This window comes from Paenibacillus sp. JT22N1 (assembly GCF_059692155.1).
This window is the reverse complement of the sequence record NZ_JCAUAW010000012.1, coordinates 86,520-98,826: the sequence shown is the minus strand read 5'-3', so window position 1 is coordinate 98,826 and position 12,307 is coordinate 86,520. Positions and strand designations below refer to the sequence as shown.

12 protein-coding genes and 1 pseudogene are annotated in these 12,307 nt (G+C 44.4%); 9 read left to right on the top strand and 4 right to left on the bottom strand.

The window, feature by feature from the left end; translation table 11 throughout:
* Positions 1 to 3 precede the first annotated feature (3 nt).
* The 3 genes from AC58UU_RS22930 to AC58UU_RS22920 all read left to right on the top strand — a co-directional run bounded on the left by AC58UU_RS22930 (position 4) and on the right by AC58UU_RS22920 (position 3,917).
* Positions 4 to 1,290 carry an AGE family epimerase/isomerase gene (locus AC58UU_RS22930; RefSeq protein ID WP_497319109.1) on the top strand — a complete coding sequence of 429 codons (1,287 nt, stop codon included), beginning with the start codon at positions 4 to 6 and terminating at the stop codon, positions 1,288 to 1,290.
* Between the two features lie 140 nt (positions 1,291 to 1,430).
* Entirely contained in the window at positions 1,431 to 2,891 is a 1,461-nt protein-coding gene (locus tag AC58UU_RS22925; RefSeq protein ID WP_497319108.1) for a flagellar hook assembly protein FlgD, read from the top strand.
* Between the two features lie 123 nt (positions 2,892 to 3,014).
* Positions 3,015 to 3,917, top strand: a complete 903-nt coding sequence (locus tag AC58UU_RS22920) for an aminoglycoside phosphotransferase family protein (RefSeq protein WP_497319107.1) — start codon at positions 3,015 to 3,017, stop codon at positions 3,915 to 3,917.
* Between the two features lie 109 nt (positions 3,918 to 4,026).
* On the opposite strand, the gene AC58UU_RS22915 is transcribed toward AC58UU_RS22920, so the two are convergent.
* The gene (locus AC58UU_RS22915) at positions 4,027 to 4,938 is read right to left on the bottom strand and encodes an SDR family oxidoreductase (RefSeq protein ID WP_497319106.1); all 912 of its coding nucleotides are present in this window, start codon (positions 4,936 to 4,938) and stop codon (positions 4,027 to 4,029) included.
* A 193-nt stretch (positions 4,939 to 5,131) separates the two neighbouring features.
* Here AC58UU_RS22915 and AC58UU_RS22910 point away from each other — a divergent pair, with 193 nt between their 5' ends.
* The 3 genes from AC58UU_RS22910 to AC58UU_RS22900 all read left to right on the top strand — a co-directional run bounded on the left by AC58UU_RS22910 (position 5,132) and on the right by AC58UU_RS22900 (position 6,490).
* On the top strand, positions 5,132 to 5,521 hold the full coding sequence (locus AC58UU_RS22910; RefSeq protein ID WP_497319104.1) for a VOC family protein: 390 nt from the start codon (positions 5,132 to 5,134) through the stop codon (positions 5,519 to 5,521).
* Positions 5,522 to 5,731: 210 nt separating this feature from the next.
* Positions 5,732 to 6,265: a GrpB family protein gene (locus tag AC58UU_RS22905; protein ID WP_497319103.1), complete on the top strand. Its 534-nt coding sequence runs from the start codon at positions 5,732 to 5,734 to the stop codon at positions 6,263 to 6,265.
* Positions 6,266 to 6,340: 75 nt separating this feature from the next.
* Positions 6,341 to 6,490, top strand: a complete 150-nt coding sequence (locus AC58UU_RS22900; RefSeq protein ID WP_497319101.1) for a hypothetical protein — start codon at positions 6,341 to 6,343, stop codon at positions 6,488 to 6,490.
* 167 nt (positions 6,491 to 6,657) lie between these two features.
* Here the strand turns inward: AC58UU_RS22900 and AC58UU_RS22895 are convergent, their stop codons facing one another.
* The gene (locus AC58UU_RS22895; RefSeq protein ID WP_497319099.1) at positions 6,658 to 7,881 is read right to left on the bottom strand and encodes an amidohydrolase; all 1,224 of its coding nucleotides are present in this window, start codon (positions 7,879 to 7,881) and stop codon (positions 6,658 to 6,660) included.
* Positions 7,882 to 7,921: 40 nt separating this feature from the next.
* A pseudogene (locus tag AC58UU_RS22890) lies at positions 7,922 to 8,533 on the bottom strand (ankyrin repeat domain-containing protein); the annotation flags it as partial.
* 138 nt (positions 8,534 to 8,671) lie between these two features.
* On the opposite strand from AC58UU_RS22890, the gene AC58UU_RS22885 reads away from it, so the two are divergent.
* The gene (locus AC58UU_RS22885; RefSeq protein ID WP_497319098.1) at positions 8,672 to 9,550 is read left to right on the top strand and encodes a LysR family transcriptional regulator; all 879 of its coding nucleotides are present in this window, start codon (positions 8,672 to 8,674) and stop codon (positions 9,548 to 9,550) included.
* A 156-nt stretch (positions 9,551 to 9,706) separates the two neighbouring features.
* Positions 9,707 to 10,249 (top strand): protein kinase family protein, encoded by a 543-nt coding sequence (locus AC58UU_RS22880; protein WP_497319096.1) that lies wholly within the window; start codon positions 9,707 to 9,709, stop codon positions 10,247 to 10,249.
* Positions 10,250 to 10,414: 165 nt separating this feature from the next.
* Here AC58UU_RS22880 and AC58UU_RS22875 read toward each other — a convergent pair whose 3' ends face one another.
* Complete coding sequence (locus tag AC58UU_RS22875; RefSeq protein WP_497319094.1) at positions 10,415 to 11,143, bottom strand: MerR family DNA-binding transcriptional regulator; 729 nt, start codon at positions 11,141 to 11,143, stop codon at positions 10,415 to 10,417.
* Positions 11,144 to 11,300: 157 nt separating this feature from the next.
* Here AC58UU_RS22875 and AC58UU_RS22870 point away from each other — a divergent pair, with 157 nt between their 5' ends.
* A complete protein-coding gene (locus AC58UU_RS22870; RefSeq protein WP_497319093.1) occupies positions 11,301 to 12,185 on the top strand; it encodes an alpha/beta fold hydrolase in 885 nt (294 codons plus the stop codon).
* Positions 12,186 to 12,307: the final 122 nt, after the last annotated feature.

Here is a 12,307-nt window from a genome sequence, read left to right as displayed (position 1 = left end):
ACGATGAGTGTCCCGCTTGATGATCACGAACTTTTTCACTTTTATACCGATCATTTGAAGAATACGCTGCTTCCCTTCTGGTTGCGCTCAGTGGATTGGGAGGATGGCGGATACTTTAACGCTTATGACAATAGAGGAACCCACCTGGTCAGTACGGACAAATTCACATGGTCACAAGGCAGATTTGTATGGATTTATGCCAAATTAGCTTCGATGGACACGGATATTTTTGATCAAAAGGAACGCCGCCATTTCTTGAAGCTTGCTGAGCATGGAGCCAATTTTCTCATGAAGCATAGCCTGCTTGATAATGAATGCTGCACCTTTTTGATGGATAATAAGGGAAATCCGAAGCTAACCGCTTCAAGCGACCGGTATGATTCCAGCATTTTCGCCGATTGCTTTGTCATCGCTGGTCTTGCCAAATACGCAGCCGTATCCGGGGATAGGAACAGCCTTCATTTTGCCCAGCAGTTGTACCGTTCGGTGATTGGCAGAATTCAAGGAGGCAGTTATTTCACGGAACCTTACCCCATTCCACATGGTTATAAATCACATAGCATTCCTATGATTCTTTTGAATGTTACTCAAGAGTTGTATGAGGCGGAAGAAGAAGTGCTGGGTGTGCAAACAGAAGAGTTAAAAAACAACATGATCTCGTACATGGATGAGATTTGTAACCATTTCATGGATGAAGATTTCGTGCTTAATGAGATGATTGGTACCGACAATAAGCGGGTGGACTCGCTGCTCGGCCGCTATTGCAACCCAGGGCATACGGTAGAGGATATGTGGTTTGTGGTTCATGCGGCATTAAAGCTGAAACGGAATTCTTATATCAGCAAGGCAGCAAGAACGACCGCCAAAATGCTCGAGCTGGGATGGGACCAGGAATTCGGAGGGATCTTCCTGTTTGTCGACAGGGAGGGAGGTCCTCCGAGAGGGAACAAGGAAGGCATTGAACATACCTCCATGGTAAAACAAATAGAACAGAATTGGGATTCCAAATTATGGTGGCCTCATTCCGAAGCGCTGTATACAACAATGCTCATCTGTAAGTTGACGGGAGATCCGAAGTTGTTAGCTCAGTACAATAGGCTTCACGATTATACGTTCAAGACTTTTCCCAACCCGGATCGCAGCGTTGGAGAGTGGATTCAAATCCGTTCGCGAAGCGGCAAACCGATTAATCAAGTCGTCGCGTTGCCTGTAAAGGATCCTTATCATATCATTCGCAGCGTCATCCTAATCATTGAATTGCTTGCTACAAATGAAGTGAAAACCGAGTAGTGATAAATGCCTTAGTTCGGTAACGAACCGGACTAAGGTTGTTTAGGCTGCCCATGTGATCGGCAGCCTTTTTACTCACCTACGGGTAGGGGAATATGGTAATATTAGGTATATGGTTTTTATTATTGGAGGGATAGTTGTTGAAGCAGATTGCGTTAATTTGCTTGATTTTTACGTCGATTGTTTTTTCACAGCTTCATTCCGCAACGGCCATAGCCGCCCAACAAGATCTGAAAGAGAAAAAATTGCCGGGTGTACTCATTCTGACGGAGATGCAAACTGCAATGTACGACGCCCCGAACGGAAAGCAGATTGGAACTTCCTCCTTCTCAGTAGTGAGCGTGCTAGATGCGGAACCGGGATGGCACGAGCGATTCATAAATGAATCTGAGCCATTGATTTGGTACAAGATTACTTCCGAACAAGGGGAGTCTTGGATTAGACCGAAACATCCCGAATATCCCGAAGATTTTTTCGAATGGATTCAAACGTCAGGAGAAGAGTTTTTATACGATGAATCATCCGAACAAGGGAAAACAACGAATACGATTTCTCCGCAACCGGTGAAATCTATGGGTACTTATCACGGATTTTACCGAATCCAAACATGGCTCGGGTACAAATGGATCAAACCGAAGCACAAGATTGTTCCTTACTACATTCCGACGAATGAAGACATTAGCTTGAACGCGACCACGCCAATATTTGACGCTCCGGAGGCGGACGCGAAGGTCACCGGGTATTTGAGCGCACAACAGTCAGTGATCGCCTTCGAACGAATCAATCGGGATTGGTTCCATATCCAAACGTGGTTGGGAGAGCAATGGATCAATCCGTTGTATTCCCTGCCGAAAGATGTGCGGACAGGAAATGAAACTATCAAGTTAAAGGGAAATACCCCAATTTACGAGTTTCCCAACCGCGAGGCCAAAGTACTGGGAACACTCGCCCCGCAGATCGTGTCGGCATTCGAGAGCGGGAGCGGCTGGCATCATATTCATAGCAGTTGGCTTGGCGATGTCTGGATCTATGCAAGCGACCCCGATGCCGACCCGGAAATGTATAAACCTCCGGCTGTTATCACAAATCAGTCGATTGCCGGCACATGGAGCTCCGTTCAGTATGATCCGGCATCTACCGGGACTAGAGGATTTCCGCTAGCCCCATCAATCGGGGTTGATTGGGGCCGAAATACTGATTTTTCTGGGGGAATTGTCTCGTTTGGAAAACCGGTTCCCCTCCGTTTTGCATTGGCCAATGCAAGCGATGATCCGATTACAATAGCTCAGGAAGAACACATTATAATCGAGATATCGCGAATAACGGGTTCCATCTATGACCCCACGATTGAGACCGTTTGGAGGGGCACGTTGCCCACACTATCTTACGATTTTAAAACGAAAATGTTGAGCGCAGAGATAGTTTTTGACTGGGATGGGAAAGACTCGGACGGTAAGCCGGTCCCATTCGGTGAGTATAGGGTGCGCGTAAAGCTTCCATGGACTATCCGCTACAGCATCGACGGGAAAAACGAAGCCTTGTCGCAAAAGGTGGAAACATCCGTTCTTACTCAACGTGGTTTTTTCATCGGGGCCCCGTGAAAGTGCTCCGCTGCAGCGGAGAAGGCTGCCGATATCAATAGATCGGCAGTCTTCTCCGTTAAAAAATTGCTACGTTAACGCAGAACTTTAGCACAATAGCTTCTAGGAGAGGGTGTCATTGAAATGAGCCAAGTAAACAAAACGGGGATCGACTTAACCCTCGTGAGCCGGTTGATCTCAACGCAACATCCACAATGGGCAGACCTTCCCCTCGTGCCGGTCGATTCCGCTGGGACGGACAACTCGATCTATAGGCTCGGAGTGGATATGGCCGTTCGATTACCCCGCGTAGAATGGGCCGTTGGTCAGGTGGAGAAGGAGCACCGGTGGCTACCGTTACTTGCCCCGCAGGTACCGATTTCTATTCCTACCCCGCTTGCGATGGGGATGCCCACCGAGGGCTACCCTTGGCACTGGTCCGTGTATCGGTGGCTCGAAGGCGAGAACGCAACTATTGGGCAAATCGATGATTCATGCCAAGCAGCGTCCGCACTGGCTCATTTTGTAGCAGCAATGCAGCGGATCGATCCCGCCGGGGGGCCGCCACCAGGGCCACACAACTCTAACCGTGGCGTTCCACTAGCAATGCGAGATGCCTCCGTCCGGGCCGCAATCGCAACCCTACGCAACAATCTCGATACCGATGCGGCAACCGCGGCTTGGGAAGCAGCCTTGCAGGCATCCGTGTGGTACGGTGCCGCCGTCTGGCTCCACGGAGACCTCCATCCAGGGAACTTACTGGTCGAAAAGGGGCGGTTAAGCGCGATCATCGACTTCGGTACACTGGGCGTTGGCGATCCTGCATGCGACTTAATGGTCGGGTGGACGCTCCTCTCCATCGATTCCCGAGAAATATTCCGCGCAGCGCTACCTGTCGATGACGCGACTTGGGCGCGAGGCCGCGGATGGGCACTTTCTTTCGGGCTGATCGCCTACGCATATTACTTAGACACTAACCCCGTACTCGCCGAAATATCCAGACGCGCAATCGATGAAGTCCTCACCGATTACAAGAACGGCATATGATGATTAAAGATGGAAACTCCTCTCCATAGAGCCCAAATTGATGTTAACAAGCTAGTCGTCTTTCCGTTAGCGGGAAACAAAAGTTAAGTGAATGTAACATGATACTCTATTAGAGACTTCGAATTCCGATCTGTTCTTCGCTTACCATCCATAATCGTTTAGTGGTGTCCAGGTTCTGAGCGGGAACAGACGGAATCGTTGTTTGCCTGTCAGTGTAGTAATAACCATTATGACCAGTCACTTCGTCCGAGTCTGCTAACCACACCAAAGTTTCGGCACCTTTCTCCGGACTACGGGAGAACATTTTCATCACGGCCATAGTCATACGGGCTAAAAGTCCGTTGTTCTGATTGAAGTTCGTGGAAACAAGACCAGGATCAAAGCAGTAGGCGCTGACTCCAGTCCCCTCCAGCCGCCTCGCCAATTCAGAGGTGAACTGGATATTGGCGAGCTTAGTCTCAGCATAGCGAAATGTAGGACCACCAATAAAATTTTGGGGAAAGCTATAAAGATGTTCCGCAGTGAGATCATCAAAGTTGATGCCTTTCTTGGCCATCTTGTGACCATGGGATGCGGTTGTGATAACACGGGCATGTTCGCTTTCCTTCATACGATCAAGGAGAAGCGTAGTCAGAAGGAAAGGCGCCAGATGGTTAACAGCCCAAGTCATCTCCATACCATCGTCGGTTAATTGCCTCGTTTCGAACAAGGCGCCGGCGTTATTGACCAGAACGTCCACTCTCGGGCATTTGGTCAAAATATCAGCTGCAACATGACGTATGGACTTTTGTGAAGTCATGTCAGCCAAGAATACGTCCACAGTGGTTCTTCCACCGGTTGATGCCATGATTTGAGCCGCTACTTCATTTGCTTTAGCCTGATTACGAGCTACGATTCCTATGTTTGCACCCCGAGTTGCGAGCTCTTTGGCCGCTGCCAACCCAATGCCGCTTGTAGCCCCAGTAATCACTACATATTTGCCTTGTACTGTCCACTTACTATTCGTAATCATTCTAGCCATTTTTGTTCCACCTTTCGAATAATGAATGAATGGTTCATTTATTAATATCATAATTTAAGCTTTGTGTACTGTCAATAGGGAATCACCTAGCTTTATGTAAGCACCGGACAGTAATGCAATAATTAAGCGTTTACAAATAAAAGTAGTTCATATAATATTGAATTGGTAAATACTTCTAAATTGAGGTGAAGAAATGGTTGGAGAAGTGAAGAGTCCAGTAAGAAATGAAATCACCTCTGTAATTTTATGGTCTAGAGATTTAAAGAAATCGGTAGAGTTGTATAGTAAATTTCTGGGTTTGTCAATTGAAGAAAAAGATAATTATGGACATTTGCATCTATTTCATTTACCAAATGGAACGGAGATAATGATTGATTCAAACGGAATGGATACAATTCCAATTCCACAGTCCGCTCCTCCATTGTTTTTTATGCCTTCTGATGATATTGATGGAGCTGCTAAATTTGTTCAGGAGCTTGGCTTTGAAATTATTTATGGCGGAATACATAAGACGAGTCAAGCATCATTTTTTAATATGAGAGACCCAGACTTTAACGTTATAACGATTTGTCAACAACATTAGTTTTGATTTTACTCTAACGGATATTGATAGTGTGGAGGAGCTTGCTAAGTAGCGGCTTCTCTTTTTTATTCGAATTAAAAATCGAAGAGGGGAAGAGTGACGAAGAACAAGGGTGAAACACCAAGGTAATAAAAGGAATAACTAATACATTTGGCCCCAATGGAGTTAATTAGATGAATTTGAATACTGCGAATCTGCAAGGGAAGGGGAATGCACTTGGCTAAAGAAGTAGTTATTGAGGAATATAAACCAGAATGGCTCCAAGAGTTTGAGAATGAGAAGACGAAGATACGTCAAACTTTACAAGGCAAGGTAACTAATATCGAGCATATAGGAAGTACTTCAATAGTTGGATTGCCCTCCAAGCCAATATTGGATATCGCGATTGGGGTGAACCGTCTCGATGAAGCAGATTCGTTTATAGAACCTTTAAGAAAGCTTGGCTACGAATATATTCCAAAAGTGGAATTTCCCAATCGTAGGTTTTTTCGTAAAGGAGAATGGAGAAAGGGAACACATCATCTGCACGTTTATGAACTAAGCAGTGACGAATGGAATAATAACCTTTTATTCCGGAATTACCTCAGATATCATCCGGAGAAAGTAGTAGAGTACGCCCAACTTAAGAAGCATCTTGCTTCCTTATATTTAGAAGATAGAACAACATATACCCAACTGAAAGCACCATTCATTCAATCAGTTATTGAATTAGCGAAAAAGCATTCAACTAACGGTGAACGTTAGTTCAATAAACGGCAGCGGCGGCAGCCTAAGACCTTGTAATACTTCAAACGACATTCAAGGTGTGGAAATTGGCAGTTGGACACGGAATTTATGCTTCGTGCTGAAAGATCAGGTAAAGGGAATGGACGCATATATACCGTCACCTACACGGCGTTTGATCTTGCAGGTAATATAACTTCCACTTCAGCAACTGTTACGGTTCCTCATGACCGATCTGGAAAGTAAAGGAATATAACTCTACAGGTAATTTTAAAATTATAACAACTGACTCGAATAACCAGGGAGCAGATTGCCACGGCAGCTGCTCTCTGATTTCTTTGGCGGAAGTTCAGGGAATAATGAGTATTATTATCAAAATAGGGGGGATTTGAACTGTCGTCGTCAAGATAAGTTCACAGAGATCCGCTTACGAACAACCCCTTGTACCATACGGCTTGACGCTTCGTTCTTCGCGCTACGGCTTCTGCCGAGCAGCTGGCAGGCAGGAGCACAAAGCTTGCGGTGTCACCGACCTTTGGCCATACTTGTTCGCCTTTCTGGTCGAGCGGTGTTATCCCGCCTGTAATGAATCCTAGAGATTGAGAGAGCGAACATTCATCGTTACACCCATATAGTTCAGCGAACCGTCCAGCTTTCTCCAGTTGATCGCCATTTCCAAAAGGAGACCAGTGATCAGTCAGGCTGTCTGTTGCTAATTTCACATGAACACCTTTGTTATGCAGCATCGGGAGAGGCATCGTAGTTCTTCCGATTGGCACCGTCGAGGCAATGGACATGCCCAGAGAAGACATCCTTGCAGCTACTTCTTCGGATTCCTGCTGAGGAGCACTAGCGAACCAAAACGCATGGCTAACGGTCACCTTGCCTTGCAAGCCAGCTTCTTCCGTCAAATCAGCCAGCCGCAGCAAAGTTTGCTTCCCTGCTTCATTTCCATCATGCAAGTGAAGATCAATACCGGCATTGTTCATAACCGCTAGCTCTACCATGGTCTGCAGTGACTTTTCAATATTGCCATCTACCGTGTATGGATCTACCCCGCCGACAAGGGTCGCTCCTTCTGCCAAGGATTGCTTTACCAATTGAACAGAATCCGATCGAAGCAGTCCATGCTGAGGGAACGCAACAATTTCAGAGGATATTTTACCAGAGAATGTCTCCAAGGCTTGCTTGGTTGCCTCTAAACGGTGCAGACCGCTTACGGGCTCGATATTACAATGGCTGCGCACATGCGTGGCACCAAACCCTTGAATAAGAGTCAAAATGCTCTCGGCTTGTTGTCTTGCCATGGGCAGAAGTTTAGGCAATAATATTTTTTCTTCTTCAATCCGTTCGAAAATGCTTGAAACTTTTTTCACCGCTTTCCACGGCCCGTCATAATACGTTTTATCTAAATGGATATGCGCCTCCTCGAAAGAGGGCAGCAGCAGGAACTCCTTGCAATCGTACTTGGGAAGTGGTCCCTGAGGTTCCAATTCCGATCCGATAATTTCAGCTATGGCGCCGCCGTCAATCCGGACATGACAAATCTTCGTATGCGTACCGACCACTTGTCCGTCTTCTTTGACATAACCCTGTTCTAATCTTACATTCATTAACCAATATGAAGTATTTAACATGATATCCCGTCCTTTTCACAACAAATAATTGGAGGCTATATTAAGCTCCCGCGTCTACTAATAAACGTTCGATAGCAGTAAAATGGTGCGCTCTAGCATGCTCCAGCGGTGTAACTCCATGCTTATCCGGTATCGTCACGTCAGCTCCGTGTTCAATTAGGAGTTTTATGACTTGCTGCTGCCTTTTCCCGCCATTGCTTAGTACAATCGCTTCCATCAGTGCCGTCCAACCGAGATTGTTTACGTGATTTACATTCACTTTTGATCGGGTAAGAAGCTCTGTTACGACTTCAACATATCCATGTTCGGATGCAGGAATGAGCGCCGTTCCTCCATAGCGATTGGTGATGGTTGGATCAGCGCCAGCTTCGTTAATCAACTTGACGATTTCGAGCAATCCTTCTGCCCCAGCGTATAAAAGAGGATTATCTAAGAAATGATCTTGTAAATTGATATCTGCTCCAGCCACGATCAACGCTCTAACCGTATCTGCTTGATTGCCGTGTGTGGCGGCTAAAATCGGAGTACGTCCGCGTTCATCTCTTCCATTGATATCCGCGCCATCTTTGATACATTGCACAACGAATTCAGTTTTTCCGCGCTCTGCTGCTTGAATGAGGGATAGATTCATTGACGACACATCCTCTTCGACTAAGTTGACATACGCAATACAAAGCAACTACTTTCTTCCGATTATACGGATATGGTACCATAGCCATTAGCATTCGAAAAATATTTAAAAAGTTTGGTTTCCATACGTTTAACATTCGATAAGGAGGTTGTCTCTTCCTTGGATATTCGCCAACTTCGTTATTTCATTGCTATCGCTGAAGAGAAGCAAATTACGGCTGCCGCCCAAAGATTGCATATGACTCAACCCCCTCTTGGCCAACAATTGAAGAACATGGAGCAAGAACTCGGAGTCCAGCTTGTCATAAGAAACGGTAAAGTATTAGAACTGACCGACGCAGGACAGGCCTTATACAAGCATGCCGTTCATATGACGCGGCTCTTAGAAGAATCGGAGAACGAAGTGAAAGAAATTGGCATGGGGACACGAGGCAAATTGACGATAGGCGTGAACACATTGTCTTCAGCACCGTTGCCTCATTTGTTGCGTATTTTCAAAACTCGCTATCCTAAAGTTACTTATAAAATACAACAGAGTGAATCCTTACAGCTTCTTAGGCTCATTAGAGAACGTTCCATTGAGCTTGCCATCGTAAGGCTACCGCTGGAACTAAGTGATTTTGAAGTGCTGAGGCTTCAAGCTGAGCCGTTTTATTTCGTTACAGCTAAAACCTTTGCGCCTGAAGCACATGGATTTACCTACGCTGACATTCAGCGCTATCCGCTTATTCTGCCTAGCAGCGAAGGTCTTGGCTTATATCAAAGTATCATCGATCAATTTACTGAACGTGGTTTGCATGCGAACGTCATCGGGGAGTGTTCAGATATCGTTACGTTAATGGAGTGGGTATCCTCAGGGGATGGGGCGACAATCGTGCCGGAATCCATTCTTCATTTGCATCGAGGGTATGACATTCAATCCTTTGCCATTGCAGAGAATCAGCTTAAATTCGCAACCGGATTAATCTGGTTAAAAGAGCGCTATTTAACAAAAGCAGCACAGCATTTCATCGAACTTATCAAAGAATCAAGGATTTGAACCCAATATGGAAAACATAAAGCATGAGTACTCAAATTCCAAATAATATTAAAGTTGAACTAAAAACCACCATACTTTGGCTGAACAATTTCTTGGAACTTATCGGCACCTTAAACTTTTTCCTAAAGTTCTCTATACTGATCCAATTGGCTGACAATGTTAGTAAAAGAACTTTTCAATAATTACGAAAAATCTCTACAAACTGACAAGTGGGGAAGGTTACAAAGACCAATTCAAACTTGGAGTGAATGGAATTATCGGAGTTTGGAGGATACAAGAAATGATTGGGGTAGCCTTTTGCCAGTTGAGGATTATGATAGAATGAGATCAATTGTTGAAAACATATCGCAGAGTGCAGAGCATGAATCAAGATATTTGCTGCATGGAGATACTGGTGTGCATAGTTTTGTTTTTCACGGGCACTCACTGGTTGGTGTTATCGACCCCTCACCAATGATTGGTCCTTTGATATATGATTTTACTTACGCTTTTTGCTCTTCTCCAGACGATTTGAACCTAGAAACTTTAATGGCAACATTCACTTTGCTCAATCATGTACCTATTGAGAGATCAAGGCTAATTGAAGAAGTAATCTTTCAACTTTATTGTCGAATTGGGATCTGTATACAATTCCATCCACATGATCTGGAAGAGTATTTAAAAGCGTGGGAATACTGGAAGTCATTGTCCATTAATTAATACTTGATTTCATAAGTTGTGTTTTTTATATAAAGTTATTCAACTAAACGAAGAACGATAGCTCTATACTCATCTTAATGAAGCTGCCGACATGATCGGCAGCTTCATTGCGTTAACGTGGGCAGGATAGTTTGAAACTACGTGGGTAAATATCCAAAATGGATACTATTCGAATGGGTGTTCACATTGAGTTTTTTTATAGAAGTCTATATATTTCATGAGCTCAGCTATTCCCAAAAACTGATTTAATAATTGGCTGTTTAATTTTTGCAAGGCAAGCTCAAAGGTGCGTTCCACTTGATTATAGTGCTGAGTCTCCAGGTCGTTCAACAGCTGTTTCATATTCTCGATAAAATATACAGTTTTTCTTAAACTGCTAATCAGAAGAATTTTTTTGAATTCCGTATGATAAAAGACTCTATACCCGTTATCTTTATTTCTCACCGAAGTAATTAATCCTTCTTGTTCCCAATGTCGGATGGCAGAAGGCTTGACATCTGCCATTCGTGCAACTTCTCCAATCGTCATCGAGTCGGTTACCTTCAAATTTCTGTACTTTGAAAAATCCGCATTTCGAAGCATACACAGGACTTCCTCGACTCTATGTTTTTCCAATTGAGTATCATGTAACTGCTGATTCAAGAGCCAGAGTGCAGTTTCGATATCTAGATTCTTAATTTTCCTCATAATATCGTACACCCCGGGAATCTCATATCCTCGCAATAACGCTCGAATGGTAACAAAGCCTTGCATATGGAGGGATGAGTAGCATCTTCGGTTGCTCGGCGTCCTCGGCACATCCGGAATCAAGCCTTGATCTTCGTATCTCCGCAACGTAGTCGTACTCACATTAAGTTTCTTAGCAATTTCTATTGGTGTATAGACCGTATTCATGATCATTTCCTTTCCATAGCTTAAAGTCTAACCTTCAAGTGCTACAACAATATTGCAACAAATATAAGTGCATAAATCAAGGCGATCGAAGCTCCGAACTTAAAGATTGCATGAATGTACTATGATTATAATATAAACATAGAAGGAGTGAAGGCATTTGAAAAAGTTGATACGACTATCGGACGATTCAGAAATAGAAGTGGGTATATCAGGAACTCACAACCGTCAAACCATCATGTTACCAATTGCTAAAAAATCCGTTTACAATCAGGAAGCGGAAAACTTGAAGCTGTGGGGTGTGGATCCTGAATTGGGGAAACATTTTGTAGAGGGGTTAACGGATACGTTTCAGGTTCTATATTTCGATTATGAAGGACATAGATTTCGGTACCCTAATCCGGAAAGGCTCACACCTGAAAATATCGTAATTGACTTCCTGTATATTGCAGATGAAATGAACGTTAAGAATTTCAGTTACTACGGCTACTCCTGGCTTGCTCTGGTGGGACTACAACTGGCCATAAGGTCAAATCGTCTTGAAAGCTTAGTAATGGGCGGCTTTCCGCCCTATGAAGGGCCCTATCAAGAAATGATGATTGTTACCAACAAAACCCACATGCAGGCATTGAGTACGCAGTGTAAAGGCATTAGGCAACCTGAAGGAGCCTGGAATTTAGATAATTTGGATTGGGAAAACATTGAAGTTACGTTAGATCCTCGTGTAACAAAGCAATTTGTTACGTTGTATCAGTGTCTTGCTGATTTTGATGATCGTGGTATCCAACATAAGCTGCATCTTCCGAAATTAGCTTTTGCAGGAGAGATGGATTCCATCGCGTATGGCGAAAATTTTGGCAATGTTACTGTAGACATGGTCGGGTTATTGAAGCGTAATAGGAGAGAATTAGCCGATCTAGGATGGGAAGTAGAAATCCTTAGGGGAAGTGACATGGACCATACGAAAGCCATGCAGCCGTCCTCGGTTTTACCGCTTTTAAAGCCATGGTTCATGCGACACCTTGGCATTCAGAAAAAGGCTTAAACACACCATCTGATTAAGCTAACGCAGAACTCTAGTTCAATTATGGAAATGGGGCTGCCGCGCACAGCCTTTCTTCGCTAGACAATCATCACTAAAGAATCACAGAAAAAAAGCTAAATGCC

Bases quoted from the DNA above. Each gene is read 5' to 3' on its own strand.
- AC58UU_RS22880 (WP_497319096.1), top strand. From the start codon at position 9,707: ATGTTAGTAAAAGAACTTTTCAATAATTACGAAAAATCTCTACAAACT.
- AC58UU_RS22910 (WP_497319104.1), top strand. From the start codon at position 5,132: ATGGTTGGAGAAGTGAAGAGTCCAGTAAGAAATGAAATCACCTCTGTA.
- AC58UU_RS22930 (WP_497319109.1), top strand. From the start codon at position 4: ATGAGTGTCCCGCTTGATGATCACGAACTTTTTCACTTTTATACCGAT.
- AC58UU_RS22905 (WP_497319103.1), top strand. From the start codon at position 5,732: ATGCACTTGGCTAAAGAAGTAGTTATTGAGGAATATAAACCAGAATGG.
- AC58UU_RS22875 (WP_497319094.1), bottom strand. From the start codon at position 11,143: ATGAATACGGTCTATACACCAATAGAAATTGCTAAGAAACTTAATGTG.
- AC58UU_RS22915 (WP_497319106.1), bottom strand. From the start codon at position 4,938: ATGGCTAGAATGATTACGAATAGTAAGTGGACAGTACAAGGCAAATAT.
- AC58UU_RS22895 (WP_497319099.1), bottom strand. From the start codon at position 7,881: ATGTTAAATACTTCATATTGGTTAATGAATGTAAGATTAGAACAGGGT.
- AC58UU_RS22920 (WP_497319107.1), top strand. From the start codon at position 3,015: ATGAGCCAAGTAAACAAAACGGGGATCGACTTAACCCTCGTGAGCCGG.